Below are 15,602 nucleotides of genomic sequence, written 5' to 3' on the forward strand. Positions count from 1 at the left end.
GCGCGACGAGCGGGGGTCCTGGGGCGGCAGCCCCCAGTACGGGACGGGCAGGGGCGGAGGGGGCGACATCCCCCGCGTGCTCAGCCCTCCGCCACCGCCGCCTTCGCGGGCAGCGGCTCCGCGTCTGCCGGAGTCGTGCGCGACGGCAGAAGCTCCAGGACCGCCTGGCGATGCGCCTCGCTGGTCGCGTCGTCGTACGGGTCGGGCGTGGCCGGGACCTGAAGGCGAAGAACCGGACCGGTGCCCAGGCGGGCGTACCCGCGGCCGGGAGGGACATCCCGCGTGGGGGTGGTGTGCGGCGGCGCCCCCAGGACCGCTTCCAGCTGGGCGGAGGAGGCGGGCCCGAGCACCACGCGCGCGCGGGTGTGCTGCCGCACGGCGTCACTCAGGAACTCCATGCCGTCGAAGTGCTCCGCCACGACGACCGTGACGCCCGCCGCACGCCCGTGGCGCAGCGGGACCTGAAGGAGTGCCTGCAGGTCCTTGCGGCCCTCGGCGGCGGCCAGGTGCACCAGGGCGCTCGGCCGGTCGAGCAGGAGCCAGAGAGGGTGCTTGACGTCTTCGGGGGTGGGATGGCCCGCCTGACGCGCACGGTTCGCGGCGATCAAGCGCCGTTCGGTCTCGTGCGCGGCCCACTCCAGACTGGCGAGAGCTCCGGCCGGCGCGCACTCGACGGCCAGCACACCGTCCCGCCCGGTCAGGCACCCGTACTCGCCGGTGGCGCCGCCCTCGACGATGACGACATCGCCGTACCGCAGGACCTGCAGGGCGATGGACCGCACCAGCGTCGTGGTGCCGCTGCCGGGTTCGCCCGCCACCAGGAGGTGCGGCTCCGTGGAGCGGACGCCGGTGCGCCAGACGACCGGGGGCACGTCGCGCTGTTCCTCACCGTAGGTGAGGGGGAGCGTGCGCTGGACGTCGGCCGGGTCGGTGAAGCCGAGGACCGTCTCGCCGGGCGCGGTGACGAAGCGCTGGGCGGCGATGTCGGTGGGGAGGGGCGGGAGGACCCTGACGGTGAGTTCGTTGGCCTCCTCGTCCCACTCGAAGTAGTACTCCCGGCCGCGCCCCGACTTGGCGTGCAGCAGCTGCTCGATCCGCGCTCGGGACTGCGCTTCGCCATCCGTGAAGTACGCCGGATAGCGGATGAGGAGACGGGACACACGTCCGTCGGCGTCGAACTCGTACGCGGAGAAGGCCTTCTGCCAGTCGCCGCCGTGGGCGTAGAGGGGATCGGGGTCCTCGGCCGCCGAGAAGTACGGGACCAGGGCCTCGTACAGCGACCGGAGGCGTCCGGCCTGTGTCTCGTCGGGGCCCGTGGGCGCCTGTGAGGTGCGGTCGCGGCCGGTCCAGGCCGCCGCCGCTGTGAGGGTGATGACGGCGAGCAGTGGCCCGTACGGCACCAGTGCCACGACCATGATCACCGAGGCCACCAGGAACAGCAGCGGCCCGCGCCGGTCCTTCGGGGTGGCGGCCCACTTGCGCCGTCCGGCACCTGCCAGCCGGCGCAGTCCACGGGTGATCGTGATCAGTGGGTGCAGGACGTCGGTGGCGCTGTCGGCTGCCGTCCGGGCGAGCTCCCGGCTTCGGGCGATCTGCGCGCTGCCTTTGCTCAGAATGCGGGGGAGGGGGTGCCGGGCCACTGCTGTCTCCTGATGGTGCGTGCGTGCGGGGAGGGGCGTCAGAACTTGATCCCGCCTAGGAGGCTCGCCAGGCTCTCTCCGCCGGCCTTGATGCTCGGAGCGATGGCGGTGCTCGAGAGATAGAAGCCGAAGAGAACGGCGGTGCAGGCGTGCGAGCCCTTGAGCCCGTCCTTGCGGAAGAAGATGAAGACGACGACGCCGAGCAGAACGACGCCTGAGAAGGACAGAATCATTTGTGCTCTCCTGGTTCGTGGGGGACAGTCACCATGAGTTCTTCCAGGATCACAGGATGTATCCATACGATAAAAGGTGCAACTGGGTGAGATTCGGCCGATTTCACCTGAGTGGCGGAGCCGTCTCGGGTGAGCCGAGCGGGTTGGTTGTGCCGGGTGGGTCCGTCGTGATCTTTGCCGTGGGCGGTGCCGGTCATGTGCCGTCGGAGCCAGTACGCTGGCGATTCACCCGTACGGGCGCACCGCTCGCGTCGTACGGACCCGGGCGTGACAGCTCCGTTCGCTGTCGTAAGCTCCCGCAGTCCGCTGTGGATAAGCTCCCGCAGTCCCCCGTTGTCGTCGTTGTGAAGGGTGGTCCGGCCGATGAGTGAAGCCCCCGACCCCGAGGTCGTCGAGCTGGCGACCAAGATCTTCGATCTGGCGCGCCGTGGTGAGACCGAGGCGCTCGTGGCGTATGTGGACGCGGGTGTTCCGGCCAACCTCACCAACGACCGCGGCGACTCCCTCGTGATGCTCGCCGCCTACCACGGCCACGCCGTCGCGGTCCGCGCCCTGCTGGAGCGCGGCGCCGAGGCTGACCGGGTCAACGACCGTGGCCAGACACCGCTCGCGGGGGCCGTTTTCAAGGGCGAGGAGGCCGTGATCCGGGTGCTCCTGGACGGCGGTGCCGATCCCGCCGCCGGTACCCCCTCGGCCATCGACACGGCCCGCATGTTCGGCAAGACGGAACTTCTCGAATTGTTCGGGGCACACTGACTCGAACGCCCTGACCAGGCGAAACGCAAGAAAAGGGGGAGGCGGAACGGGGCCGCCGTAAATACGGTCGCGGCAGGAAGAACTGCCGAGTCATCATGACGTGGTGATTTACGGACGCGATGGCTGGGCAGGTGTTGCCGCACCGCGCGGGCCGTGATGCGGCCCGCCTGGGCCACCGACGAGAGGCAGAGGAAGATGGTCTACAGCAAGCACGAGACGGCGGGCGCTCCGACGTGTTGTCACGCGGCCAGGTAAGTGCAGAATCCCGGTTGCGTCGACGCTTGATGTGAGGCTGTTTCCCATGTTCGATCCGGTCATAGCGCCCAGCGGAACGTTGCTCGGCCTGCTCCAGCGGGGCCGCGGCGACGGCACGCTGCACGCGCTCACCGCACCGCGCGCCGAAGCGCTCGCGGCGCTGAACCACTGTGTGCTGCGGGACCCCCGCCACGACTGGCAGGTGGAGAACCGCTCCCTTTACTACGCCCGTCTCTACCTCGATCTGAGCGGTGAGCTCGACGAGATCGAGCGGCACCTCTTCGACGCCGAGGACGTCCTCGACACGTGCGAGTCACGCACGGGGCTGGCCCTCGCCGTCCTCGGGCACCTGGCCTCGTACGGCAGGCGCGACGCGCTCGAACTGCTGCGCAGGTACGCCGCCTCCGGCACCAGCTGGGCCTGGGCCCTCGACGAGCTGGCCCTGCGCGACGACGACGCGGGTCTGCGCGCCCTGGCCGCGCCCGTACTCGCCCGTTTCCCGGCCGACGCGGAGGGCGAGGCGGCGCTCGCCGCCGCCGTACGCGACGCCTTTGAGCCACGGCCCTGGCGACTGTGGGCCGACGATCCGCGCCCATCGATCGGCACGCGCGTGCGTGCCGCCCAGGAAGCCGGCTCCTTCGACCGCTGGCAGCGCCAGATGCGGCCATCGGGCCCCCGCCCGGGGTGGAGCGTCCGGGCCGTCTTCGACTGGGCCCAACAGGGCATCGAACGCGGAGCCGCGCTGCACGTCCCGGCCGCCCGCTGCCTCACGGCCGTCGCCGGTCCCGAGGACCGGCCGGAGATCGTCGAGGCCGCGCGGAGCGGCGGCGACGGAGCGCGCTGTACCGCCCTGCGCTATCTCGCCGACAGCAATGATCCGGACGCCCTCGATCTGATCGAGTCGGCCGTGGCCGACGGCTCGACGGCCGTCGCCGAGGCCGCCGTCGACGCCTTCGAGCGGATGCGCAGCGTCGCGGCCGTCGAACGGGCCCGCGGCTGGGCACAGCGGCCCGACGCCCTGGGCGCCGGCGCGGGACGGATGCTCGCCTGCCGCGGCGGAGCGCAGGACAGCGACCTGGTCCTCGGGGCGCTGCGGGAAGCGGTACGGGGCGAAGGCCCCGACGCGCCGACCCTGTGGACCCTCGTCGACGGCGCCGGGCGGCTCGGCATCGCCTGCGCCGCACCCGTACTGCGCCATGTGTACCGCGAGACGGCCTCGTCCCATCTGCGCGGGCGCGCCGCCCGCGCACTGGCCGCCACCGATCCCTCCTTCCCGGCCGGCTTCGCCGTCGAATGCCTGTGGGACTGCGAGGAGACCACCCGCGAGGTCGCCGCACGGCACGCCGAGACCGGTGATGCACGTGTGGTGGACCAATTGCGCCGGCTCGCGGCGGATCCGGCGGAAGAGGCCGAAGTCCAGACGGCGGTACGCAGCCGGATCGGGCCCGACATGCCCGCCGTATGAACGTTCGGTGACTCGTGCGTCAGGAGAGTGTGGACGCGGGCTGACCTGGACGGGTGCGCAGTCCAACGCTCACAGGACGTTCCCCCTTCGGAAAGATCGACGTTGACGCGGCCACGTCCAGCGCGGCGAGAACACCCCTATGCGTGTCGTCATCGTGACCGAATCCTTTCCCCCCGATGTGAACGGCGTGGCCCACTGCGCGCTCCAGACCGCCCGACACCTCGTCGATCGCGGTCACGCTCCCCTCGTCGTCGCCCCGGCCACCGCGGCCGGGACCGGGCCCGACGCCCAGGCGCCGTGTCCCGTCGTCCGTGTCCCCTCCATTCCGCTCCCGGGCTACCCCCAGGTCCGCGTCGCCCTCCCCAGCCGACGCGTCGCCGCGGCGATCACCGAACACCGCGCCGACATCGTCCACCTGGCCAGCCCCTTCGTCCTCGGCGTCCGCGGCATGGCGGCCGCCGCCCGGCTCGGCATCCCCGCCGTAGCCGTCTACCAGACCGACCTCGCCGGCTACGCCCGTACGTACATCAGCGCGGGCGAGGCCACCGCGTGGCGGCGCATCCGCTCCGTCCACGCGGCGGCCGACCGGACGCTCGCCCCGTCCAGCGCGGCCCTGCACGACCTGGAGGCACACGGTGTGCCCCGGGTGCAGCTGTGGCCGCGCGGTGTGGACACCGTCCGCTTCCGCCCCGACCTCCGGGACGAGGCCTTGCGCCGTGAACTGGCGCCCAACGGTGAGGTGATCGTCGGCTACGTCGGCCGGCTCGCTCCCGAGAAGCACGTCGAACTCCTCTCCGGCGTCTGCGGCCTGGACGGCGTGCGCGTCGTGGTCGTGGGCGACGGGCCGAGCCACCACACCCTCACCGAGGCGCTGCCCGGCGCCGTCTTCCTCGGGCGTCGCACCGGCGACGAACTCGCCCGGATCTTCGCCTCGCTGGACGTCTTCGCGCACACCGGCCCCTTCGAGACCTTCTGCCAGACCGTGCAGGAGGCCATGGCGAGCGGGGTGCCGGTCGTGGCGCCCGCCGCGGGCGGACCGCTCGACCTGGTGGCCCACGGGCGTACGGGGCTTCTGGTACCGCCGGGCGACGCGGCCGCCGTACGCGACGCGGTGGGGGCTCTGGTCTCCGATCCGGCGCAGCGGGCCGCCTACGGCGCCGCGGCGCGCGCCATGGTCGAGGGCCGTACCTGGGCCGCCGTGGTCGACCAGCTGATCGGGCACTACGCCGATGTGCTCGCCGCGCGGAAGCTGGTGGCGGCATGAGCTTGCGCATCGTTCGGCTCGCCAACTTCGTCGCCCCCGCGTCCGGCGGCCTGCGCACGGCCCTCCGGGAGCTGGGCACCGGCTACCAGGCGGCCGGGCACGAGCCGGTGCTCATCATCCCCGGTGAGCGAGAGAGCGACCGCGAGACCGAGCAGGGGCGGGTGATCACGCTGCCCGGGCCGCTGCTGCCCGGGACGGGTGGCTACCGCGTGCTCACGGACAAGCGGCGGGTGGCCCGGCTCCTGGAGTCGCTCGCCCCCGACCGCCTCGAAGTCTCCGACCGGACCACCCTGCGCTGGACCGGCGTGTGGGCACGCCGGGCCCGGGTGCCCGCCGTGATGGTCTCCCACGAGACCGCCGACGGCGTGCTGCGGACCTGGGGGCTCCCCGAGGGGATGGCCCGCCGGGCCGCGGACGCCCTCAACGTCCGTACGGCGCACACCTACTCCCGGGTCGTGTGCACCACGGAGTTCGCCGAGCGCGAGTTCGTGCGCATCGGTGCCCGCAACGTCGTACGCGCCCCCCTGGGCGTCGATCTCGTGGGACGGCACCCCACGCTGCGGGACCCCGGACAGCGCGCCCGCTACGCGCGCGCGGACGAGGCGTTGCTCGTGATGTGCTCCCGGCTGTCCGTCGAGAAGCGGCCGGGTACGGCACTCGACGCGCTGGAGGCGCTGCTGCGGCGCGGACAGCGTGCGGTGCTCGTCGTCGCCGGGGACGGACCGCTGAAGGCGCGGCTCGAACAGCGCGCCCAGGAGCGGAGGTTGCCCGTCACCTTCCTCGGACACGTCTCCGACCGTGCCGAACTCGGTGCGCTGCAGGCCTCGGCCGACGTGTGCCTGGCTCCTGGGCCCGCCGAGACGTTCGGGCTCGCCGCCCTGGAGGCGATGGCCTGCGGCACGCCCGTGGTCGCCAGCGCGATGTCCGCCCTGCCGGAGGTCGTCGGGTCCGCGGGGGCCACCGCGGCCGACAGCGGGGACTCCTTCGCGGACGCGGTGCGCCTCCTGCTGGGGCGCTCCGAGGGCGAGCGCAGGGAGGCCGCACGCGCGCGTGCGGAGTGTTTTGGATGGGACGCCGCTGTAGAGGGCTTTCTCGCCGCGCACGACGCGGCGGTCCCGGCACCGCGCCTGCAGGAGGGCGTCGGATGAGACCCGTTCGGTTCGTGTCCCTCGGGGACTCGCTCACGGAAGGCATGGGCGACCCCGTGGGCGACGGCTGGCGAGGGTGGGCCGCGCTGCTCGCCGATGGGCTCGAGCCGTCCGTCGAGTTCACCAACCTCGCGGTGAGCGGGGCCCAGACACGCGACGTCATGGAGCGGCAGACACCGGCGGCGCTGGCCCTGAAGCCGGACGTGGTGTCCGTCGTGATCGGCGTGAACGACACGCTGCGGCGCACCTTCGACATCCATGCCGTGGCCGCCCGGCTCGACGAGGTGTATGCGGCGTTCCGCGCGCAGGGCGCCGTACTGCTGACCGCCTGTCTGCCGGATCCCGGTTCGATGCTCGGGCTGCCGGCCGCGCTGGAACGGCCGCTGGCCCGGCGGCAGCTGGCCGTCAACACGGTCGTGCACGCACTGTCCGAGCGCTACGGGGCGGTGCACCTGCACGCGGCGGAGGGCGCCTGGCTGCGGGACCGTGCGATGTGGAGCGCGGACCGGCTGCATCCGGGCGAGCGGGGGCACCGGCAACTCGCCCTCCGCTTCCACGCGTTGCTCGCGAAGCAGGGCATCGCCACCGGGGCCGCACCCTCGGCCGAGCCCGAGTTCCCGCCGCCCACGCGGTCGGCCAGCCTGTGGTGGCTGGCCACCGCGGGGACGGCGTGGGTGGCCCGGCGGTGCACGGACCTGCTGCCGCAGCTCCTCACCCTCGCCGCGGCCGAGGTGCGTCACCGGGTGGGCGGCACCAGCGCACGCCTCGACCTCAGCGCCGCGCATGCCGTCGCGTCCGCGCTGGCCGCCCTGTCGGTGGCCGAACAGGCGGACGCGGCATGACGGTTCAGCGGCGGCGTATGAGGATGAAGCGGACCGGCGTGCCCGGAACCGCCTGAGCGGCCGCGGGGAGATCGCCGGCGCGGACGACCGCGATCACCGGGTAACCCCCGGTGGTCGGATGGTCCGCGAGCCCTACCTCGCCCGCAACCGCGAGATCCTGGGGACCCTCCAGGCGGGCGACCGGGACGCGGCCGAGCGACTGCTCGCGGTCTATCTCGACGCCTCGCTCGAGGGTCTGGTGGAGGTGTACGGGCGGCGGGTGGCCGACGGGGCGCAGGGGATCGGCTGAGGGCCGCCCGGTCGGGGGGACCCGGGGCCGGGCGGCTGCGACGGCGGCTGGGCGCACCGGCATGGTGGGTCGCTGGGGCGGTTGGGCGGACCGGCGCGGTGCGGTCGCTGCGGCGGTTGTCGCGTCGGCTTGGTGCGGTCGCTGGGCGGTTGGGCGTACCGGTGTGGTGCGGTCGCAGCCGCGGTCGTCGCGACCGCTTGGTGCCGTCGCCGTGACGACGGATGCGGCGGACCGCCGCCCGACGTGCTGCCGGTCGTTTCTGGGCTGTTTCGACCGTTGTCAGACCGAGGACCTAGTCTGTGCACCGTGACTTCGCCTGCATCGACGGACAGTGTTCCGCCCCAGCTCAGCGCGGGGCCGCGCCTCGCTCCGGGCCCGGCCGCCGACGAGGGCCTGGCGCGGCGGCTGCGCGCGCTCGCCTGCACCGCGCCGCTGCACGACCTCGACGTGCGCAAGGCGAACCTCGCGGGCGAGTACACGGTCTACGGGATGGCGGAGGTCGCCCTCGCCGCCATCGACCTCGTCACACTGAACATGGACTTCGACACGGGCGCCGACCACGACCAGATAGTGGCCAGGCTCATTCCGCGCATCGCCGCCCAGGCCTCGCGGCGGCCCGTCGCCGAGCACGAGCGCGTGGCCCGCTGGGTCCTGGAGAATCTGATCAACGTCGGCAGCGTGGACCGCGGCTTCCGGGCCGTGTACGGCACCTTCGCGCCCGACGGCTCCTATGTGCGCCGCGACTACGACTTCAAGCTGATCGAGGAAGTGCCCGGATACGGAGGGAGCGTCTATCTCCGTACGACCGACGAAGCGGTCAACGTCCTCGTCGGCGCCCTCGACACCGACGTCACCAGCGCGCAGATCGCCGCCGAGGTCAAGCTGGAGGTGCTGATCAGCCGCGGCCGCCTCGCGGACGCCCAGCTCGCCGCCGAACAGGCCCGCTACCGGACCGTGCAGTACTCGGAGACCCTCCGCAAGGCGCTCGACGCGACCCGGCGTAATGTGCGGGCCGTCGACTGGCTCCAGGCCGTGCCCGACATGATCGCCGAGGCCCTCGACCACGTCGCCGACCGGTACCGCCACGAGAACGCGATCCTCACCAACATCCGCAGGGCCCGCGACGAGTCCGAGGACCCCGAGCAGAAGCGGCGCGCGGCCGAGCTCGTCGACATCGTCAAGGACTGCATCCGCCGGCACACGCAGCTGCAGTCCCGGCTCCTGGAGGCGGGCCCCCTCTTCCGCGCGGAGCAGGACCGGCAGGCGTTCGCCACGCCCATGACGACCTCGGAGATCGACCTCTACGGACATCTCGTCGCGCCCGTGCTGCCGCTGCCCGTGGAGCAGGCGCTGCGCGTGACGGACGCGTTCTTCGCGCGCGGGACGGGACTGCGTACGCCGGTTGCCGTGCGGGTGGGGGACCTCGTCGACATCCTGCTGACGCCGCCGCTGGAGCGGGAGCATCTCGGTGCCGAGATGCCCGAGCCGGACCTCATCGCCACCCCGGACGACAGCCGGTTCAGCGAGGAGCAGCTCGCTTCCGCCATGGAGTTGCTCGACCTGCCGGCCGATGCGCCGCGACGGCTGTCCGGGCTGCTCGCGAAAGCGCGCCGCCGGGATCCCGAACTGCCGTACCTGGTCGCGTTGCTGGCCGTTCACGCGGCCAGTCCGCCGGTCGGCACCGCCTACCGCCAGGGCGAGGAGAAGCTGTTGTTCGCCGTGGACGACGGGACCGAGCTGGACGATCCCGAGTTCGGCGGGGCGGACCTCATCGTGGGCACGGCTCTGCTGGACGCGGCGGGGATGGCGGCCGACAGAACGGAGGCGGCGTGAGCGCTCCGCTGAAAGGGCCGGACACCGGCGGTTCGTCATTCCTCTGCGGGCCGTCCGTGGTTGCTCGCGCCCACGCGGCGGAGCCGCACATGTCACAGCCCGCGCCCCTGAGGGAGTTGCCCTCAGCCCTGTTTTCAAGATCAAGGAGTTCCCGTCGTGACCGAGCACGTCGAGTGGAGCGAGGCCGAGGCCCCCGCCGCGCCGGCGACCAGCACCGTCACCCCCGCCGACGCCGCCGACGCGGCGCGGCTCGTTGGTTTCGGGCTGCAGCCCAAACTGCAGCCCGCGCGTGACCAGGAGTACGCGGAGCTGCTGCGGCGCTACCGCGAGGACCCGCCCTTCGCGCGCCTCGCCGACGCCGTGGCCACCGGGCTCGGCCTGGTCGTCCTGGAGGTGTCCCCGCGCGCGGGCATGGCCGTGACCGCCGCGGAGGACTCCGTTTTCGCCGTTCGCATGGGCGACTACGCGCGTCGCGCGTCCTCCGACTCGGGGGACCGCTTCCTGCACGGGCTCGCCCATCTCGCCGTCGCCGCCATGGCGTTCCCGCGCCCCGAGGACCTCGCGGACGACGGGTACATCGGGCGCGTCTCGGTCAACGGCGTCGACGCGTTCGTACGGCAGGCCTGTCGTCGTCTGGAGGCGCGGGCCGAGGAGTCGGGCGAGAACACCGACCCGGCCACGGACGCCCCCGGTCTGGAGGCGGCCTGGCGCATCTGGGCCCGGCGCAGCTCCACCGGCGCCACCAAGGACGCCCGAAGACTGGCCGGTTCGACCACCGGCATCGTCGGCAAGGCCGTCGCGTTCCTCACGGACTCCGGGTTCCTGCAGCGCACCGGGGACGACTCCGGGGGGACGTACCGGACGACGGCCCGCTATCAGCTCCAGGTCCGCGACATGGCGGGCAGTGCCGCCATGGCGGAGCTCCTCGAGCTGGGCATCGTCCCGGTGACCGACGGCACCGCGACGCTGCTGCCCGCCGAGGACGCCGACGATCTGGAACTGGTGGCCGACGCCGGACTGCCGTTCCACTCCTGAACCACCCTGACCTTCCGAAGACTTACGACGAGAGTCCGCCATGTACGAGCTGTCCCGGGTCCGCCTCTACTCCATCGGGCCTGCCGGTGCGCGCTACGCCGACACCGTGCTTGACCTGCGGGGTGTCGGCGAGCCCGTGCCCGACCCCGCGCCCATCCAGGCGGAGTTCTTCGAGGAGGAGCCCGTCGGGCCGCCGCGCCGGCCCGCGCCCGCGGGCGTGCTCTTCCTGGAGAACGGCGGCGGCAAGTCGGTGCTGCTCAAGCTGCTCTTCTCGGTGATGCTCCCGGGCCACCGCAACACGCTGGGCGGCGCCAGCTCCGGGGTGCTGCGCAAGTTCCTGCTCGCCGACGACTGCGGGCATGTCGCCCTGGAGTGGCAGCACACGCTGACCGGCGAGTGTGTCGTGGTCGGCAAGGTGAGCGAGTGGCGGGGCCGGCAAGTCTCCAACGACCCACGGAAGTTCGCCGAGGCCTGGTACTCCTTCCGGCCCGGGCCCGGCCTGAGCATGGACAACCTGCCCGTCGCCGAGGGCACCGCCGTGCGCCCGCCCGTCGAGGGCACCTCGGGCGCACAGGGGCGGCGGCGCACCATGAAGGGCTTCCGGGACGCGCTCACCGAGGCGGGCAAGGCCTATCCGCACCTCGAAGTGCACTGGGAGGAGATCCACGACCGCTGGAACGAGCACCTCGGCGACCTGGGCCTCGACCCCGAACTCTTCCGCTACCAGCGGGAGATGAACGCCGACGAGGGCGAGGCCGCCGGTCTCTTCGCGGTCAAGAAGGACTCCGACTTCACGGACCTGCTGCTGCGCGCCGTCACCGACACCCGGGACACGGACGGGCTCGCCGACCTGGTCGGCGGCTTCGGCAGCAAGCTGGGCCGGCGTGCCGAGCTCATCGCCGAGCGCGACTTCACCGCCGGTTCCGTGGACCTGCTCGGACGGATCGTCGACGCCGCCGAGGGGCGGGCACGCGCGCGTGACATCCACGCGGGCGCCGAGCGGCGTACGCGAACGCTGGCGCGGCGGCTGTCCGCGCGGGCGGTGCAGGAGCGCGTACGCGCCGGTGAACTCGCGCAGCGGGTGACCGCCGCCGCGTACGCCGTCACCCATGCCGAGGGCGCCCGCGAGCGCAGCGCTCGGGTCGCCGCCGAACTCGCCTACCGGCACGCCTCGTTGGCGCTCTCCGGGGCCGAGAAGTCCGCGGCCGCACAGAAGCGCGAGCTGGCCGACGCGCGCACGCTGCACTCGGCCTGGCAGGCCGCCGAGGCCGTGCTGCGGCACCGCGCCGCCGCCGACCGCTCCGCGCGCGTGGCCGCCGCGATCCGCGAGGCCGAGCGGGACGCAGCGCCGGCGCTCGCCGCACGGGCCAAGGCCGCCGTCGACCTCGTACGCGCCCTGCACCGCGCCGCCGAAGGCGCCGAAGCGCTCGCCAACGAGGAGGAGGAGCGGTCCGCCGGGCTCCAGGAGGCCGGCCAGACGGCGTACGCGGACTCGACCGCCGCGGCCACCGCCGCGCAGCGCGCCCGCAGCGAGGCCGGGCATCTGCGCCAGCGCCTCACCGAGGTCGAACAGGAGACCGCCGAAGCGGTTCGCGCGGGCTGGCTCGACGACAGTGCCCCCGACGCCGACCCGGCCCGCGCCGCCCTCGCCGCCAGCGACGCCGAGAAGACGGCCGTCGCCGCGTGGGACACCGCACGCGAGGCCTCGCGACGCGCCACGGAGCACGCCCGCGAGGCCGCGTCCGCCGAGTCCCGCACGGAACTCACGGCGGCGCGCGCGGCGGACGCGGCGACGGCGGCGGAGCGCGCCTACGACGGGGAGCGGCGTACGGCGGAGGCACTGGCGGGGGAGGAGCGGCTGGCGGAGCTGCTGAGCCTGCCGGGCGCCTCGGGCCCGGGGCGCGGCGGGGTCCCCATGCCCCGGGCGGAGGCCGCGGGTCTGGTGAGCGGCTCGCCCGAGGGCGCGGGCACAGACGGCCAAGGCCGTGCCGGCGCACCGCGGAAGGGCGGGGCGGCCGACGCCAAGCCGGCCGGACCGGCAGGTGAACCAGCCCTCGCCGCCGGCTCCGGGTACGGGCAGCGCGGCGCAGCCGAAGGCCCCCTCACCCCCGAGCAGTTGGACCACTACGCCGACGAGCTCCGTGAGCTCCTCGACGACGGTGTCGCCTCCGCCGAGCGGCAGCTGTTCGAGCTGCGTACCGCGGCGGCCGACGACGCGCGCATCCTGGGCGCGCTCGGTGACGGCGGGCTGCTGCCGCCCGGGCCGGATGTGCTGGCCACCGTCGAGTACCTCGGCGAGCACGGGATTCCCGCGCTGCCGGGGTGGCGTTATCTCGCCCAGGCCGTCGACCCCGCCGACCACGCGCGCGTGCTGGCCGCGCGGCCGGAGCTGGTCGACGGTGTGATCATCACCGACCCGGACACGCACGCGCGGGCCCGCGAGGCGCTGAGCGACGCGGCCCTGCTGCCGCGGTCGGCCGTCGCCGTCGGTACGGCCGCCGCGCTGCTCGCCCCGACTCCGGCCCCCGACGCGGGCGACAACAGTGTCGATGTATTTCTCGTACCGCCGAACCCGGCCATGCACGACGAGCACGCCGCCGACGAGGAGCGGCAGGCGCTCCGCGCCCGAGCGACCCAGCGCGAGGAGGAGATCCGTACGCTCGCGGCCCGGCTCGGCAAGGAGCGCGAGCTGGCGGCGCGGCTGGCGTCGTGGCGCACCGGCTGCCCCGCGGGGCGGCTCGTCGAGCTCGCCGCGGCCGCCCGGGACGCCCGCGCGTTCGCCGAGGAGGCCGAGGCCGAACTCGCCGAGGCGCGCACGGTCCGGGCGGAGGCCGACGAGGCGGCGGCCGAGGCCGCCCACGTACGCGACGCGCGGCAGGACGCCGCCCAGCGCGCCCGGCGCGCCGCGGACGCGCTCGCCGGACTCGCCTTCCGGCTGCGCGAGCGAGCCGGCTGGCAGGTCAAGCTGCGCGAACTCGCCGACGAGGCAACGCAGTCGGAGGCCCGCGCCCAGGTCTGCCTGGAGCGCGCCCGCGCCGCCGACGAGGACCGGCGTGCCGCCCAGCGCGCCGCTGACGACGCCCGCCGCACAGCCCGCGCGCTGCGTGCCGAGCGCGCCGAGATCGCGGGCGCCCCCGACGACGTACCGGAAGAGGACACGGACTCCCCGAAGTCGTCCCTGCCCGCCCTCCGCGAGGCCTACCGTGCCGCCTCCCAGGTGTACGAGAAGGTCGGCGTCGGCGCCGATCTGCGGGCCGAGCAGGCGCGGGCCGAGAGCGACGAGAGCGCCGCGCTCGCGGAGCTGAACCGGCTCAGCAACAAGGTGCGCACGCGCGCCGCCCAGGTCCTGGAGTCGCCGGACGGCTCCGACGGGCCCTCCCGGCAGGCCGCCGCGGCGCGTGCCGAGGAGCTCGTGCAGCTCCTGGAGACCCGGATGTCCACCGCCAGCGAGCAGCTCGGACGGCTCCGCGGCGAGGCCGAGCGGCACGCGCCCGAGGACGGCGAGGCCCACACCGAGCTGCCGGAGGAGCTGATCCCCCGCGACGCCGAGCACGCGCAGAGCCTGCTGCGTACCGCAACCGCCGAACTCGCCTCGCGTACCGAGGCGTTGAGCCAGGCGCGCGAGGCCCACGCCGAACTGCTCGACGCCCACCGCGCCGCCGAGGACGCGGCCGGCGGCTTCGACGAGACGGCCGCCCTGCTCCGAGACCTCCTGCGGGAGCACGCGGACGACGAGCGGGAGGAGCCCGAGCCCTACCCCGGCACCCTCGAAGAGTCGCGCCACTCCGCCGCCGAGGCCCGCCGCTCCCTGCGCGGCTGGGCCGCCGACCTCTCCGCCACCGAGGCCGCTGTGCGCGAGGCCGGCGACATCCTCGTACGGCATGCCAACTCCACGCGGTACGAGCAGGTGCGCACCCCCGCCCGGCAGCAGATCCGTGAGCTGCCCGCGTCCGCGCTGCCCGAGCACGCGCAGAAGTGGACGGACGCGTTCGCGCCCCGACTGCGGGTGCTGACGGACGAGCTGGAGCAGCTGGAGCGCAACCGGGACTCGATCGTGGACCGGCTGCGCGGGCTCGTGGAGGCCGCGCTCGCCACACTGCGGTCCGCGCAGCGGCTCTCCCGGCTCCCCGAGGGGCTCGGCGAGTGGTCCGGGCAGGAGTTCCTGCGCATCCGCTTCGAGGAGCCCGACCAGGCGACACTCACCGAGCGGCTCGGCGAGGTCGTGGACGAGGCCACCCGCGCGGCGGTCAAGAAGAACTCGGACATGCGCCGCGACGGCATGTCGCTGCTGCTCCGGGGTGTCGGCGCCGCGCTCCAGCCGAAGGGCGTCGCCGTCGAGATCCTGAAGCCGGACGCCGTGCTGCGCGCCGAGCGCGTCCCCGTCGGCCAGATGGGCGACGTCTTCTCCGGCGGTCAGCTGCTCACCGCCGCCATCGCGCTGTACTGCACGATGGCGGCGCTGCGCAGCAACGACCGCGGGCGCGACAAGCACCGCCACGCGGGCACGCTCTTCCTCGACAACCCCATCGGGCGCGCCAACGCCACATACCTGCTGGAGCTGCAGAGGGCCGTCTCGGACGCGCTCGGCGTCCAGCTCCTCTACACCACCGGCCTGTTCGACACGACCGCGCTGGCCGAGTTCCCGCTGGTCATCCGGCTCCGCAACGACGCCGACCTGCGCGCTGGGCTGAAGTACATCAGCGTGGAGGAACACCTCCGGCCGGGACTGCCCCAGCAGGCCCCGGCCGGTGAGGGGGAGGCGGTGCACAGTGAGATCACGGCGACGAGGATGTTCAAACGGCCCTCACCTCAGGGAGCCCAGCCGGCGCACGCTTAGTGGTC

The 15,602-nt window shown here is 73.8% G+C and carries 11 protein-coding genes and 1 pseudogene; 9 read left to right on the forward strand and 3 right to left on the reverse strand.

Annotated elements, in window-relative coordinates:
* Positions 1-80 precede the first annotated feature (80 nt).
* On the reverse strand, positions 81-1,640 hold the full coding sequence (locus tag C4B68_RS34460) for an ATP-binding protein (protein WP_099500432.1): 1,560 nt from the start codon (positions 1,638-1,640) through the stop codon (positions 81-83).
* Positions 1,641-1,678: 38 nt separating this feature from the next.
* On the reverse strand, positions 1,679-1,873 hold the full coding sequence (locus C4B68_RS34465) for a hypothetical protein (RefSeq protein ID WP_099500433.1): 195 nt from the start codon (positions 1,871-1,873) through the stop codon (positions 1,679-1,681).
* 363 nt (positions 1,874-2,236) lie between these two features.
* Here C4B68_RS34465 and C4B68_RS34470 point away from each other — a divergent pair, with 363 nt between their 5' ends.
* The 5 genes from C4B68_RS34470 (at position 2,237) to C4B68_RS34495 (ending at position 7,603) form a co-directional block, all read left to right on the forward strand.
* Complete coding sequence (locus C4B68_RS34470; protein WP_099500434.1) at positions 2,237-2,629, forward strand: ankyrin repeat domain-containing protein; 393 nt, start codon at positions 2,237-2,239, stop codon at positions 2,627-2,629.
* Positions 2,630-2,930: 301 nt separating this feature from the next.
* Complete coding sequence (locus tag C4B68_RS34480) at positions 2,931-4,349, forward strand: hypothetical protein (protein ID WP_099500435.1); 1,419 nt, start codon at positions 2,931-2,933, stop codon at positions 4,347-4,349.
* Positions 4,350-4,488: 139 nt separating this feature from the next.
* The gene (locus C4B68_RS34485; RefSeq protein ID WP_099500436.1) at positions 4,489-5,613 is read left to right on the forward strand and encodes a glycosyltransferase family 4 protein; all 1,125 of its coding nucleotides are present in this window, start codon (positions 4,489-4,491) and stop codon (positions 5,611-5,613) included.
* Positions 5,610-6,761, forward strand: coding sequence for a glycosyltransferase (locus C4B68_RS34490; RefSeq protein WP_099500437.1), 1,152 nt, complete (start codon positions 5,610-5,612; stop codon positions 6,759-6,761). Before C4B68_RS34485 ends, C4B68_RS34490 begins: the two co-directional genes overlap by 4 nt.
* Entirely contained in the window at positions 6,758-7,603 is an 846-nt protein-coding gene (locus C4B68_RS34495) for an SGNH/GDSL hydrolase family protein (protein WP_099500438.1), read from the forward strand. The genes C4B68_RS34490 and C4B68_RS34495 overlap by 4 nt, the downstream gene beginning before the upstream one ends.
* A gap of 4 nt (positions 7,604-7,607) precedes the next feature.
* On the opposite strand, the pseudogene C4B68_RS34500 reads toward C4B68_RS34495, so the two are convergent.
* Positions 7,608-7,739: pseudogene (locus C4B68_RS34500) on the reverse strand (allophanate hydrolase subunit 2 family protein); the annotation flags it as partial.
* Between C4B68_RS34500 and C4B68_RS34505 the strand changes: the two are divergent.
* From C4B68_RS34505 to C4B68_RS34520, 4 genes are all read left to right on the forward strand, one after another.
* Positions 7,722-7,892 carry a hypothetical protein gene (locus C4B68_RS34505; protein WP_373682196.1) on the forward strand — a complete coding sequence of 57 codons (171 nt, stop codon included), beginning with the start codon at positions 7,722-7,724 and terminating at the stop codon, positions 7,890-7,892. The pseudogene C4B68_RS34500 and the gene C4B68_RS34505 sit on opposite strands and share 18 nt — an antisense overlap.
* A 306-nt stretch (positions 7,893-8,198) precedes the next feature.
* Positions 8,199-9,725 (forward strand): hypothetical protein, encoded by a 1,527-nt coding sequence (locus C4B68_RS34510; protein ID WP_099500439.1) that lies wholly within the window; start codon positions 8,199-8,201, stop codon positions 9,723-9,725.
* A gap of 156 nt (positions 9,726-9,881) precedes the next feature.
* Positions 9,882-10,760 carry a hypothetical protein gene (locus tag C4B68_RS34515; protein WP_099500440.1) on the forward strand — a complete coding sequence of 293 codons (879 nt, stop codon included), beginning with the start codon at positions 9,882-9,884 and terminating at the stop codon, positions 10,758-10,760.
* A 40-nt stretch (positions 10,761-10,800) separates the two neighbouring features.
* Positions 10,801-15,597 (forward strand): coiled-coil domain-containing protein, encoded by a 4,797-nt coding sequence (locus C4B68_RS34520; protein WP_099500441.1) that lies wholly within the window; start codon positions 10,801-10,803, stop codon positions 15,595-15,597.
* Positions 15,598-15,602: the final 5 nt, after the last annotated feature.

The organism is Streptomyces dengpaensis (genome assembly GCF_002946835.1).
Classification (GTDB): domain Bacteria; phylum Actinomycetota; class Actinomycetes; order Streptomycetales; family Streptomycetaceae; genus Streptomyces; species Streptomyces dengpaensis.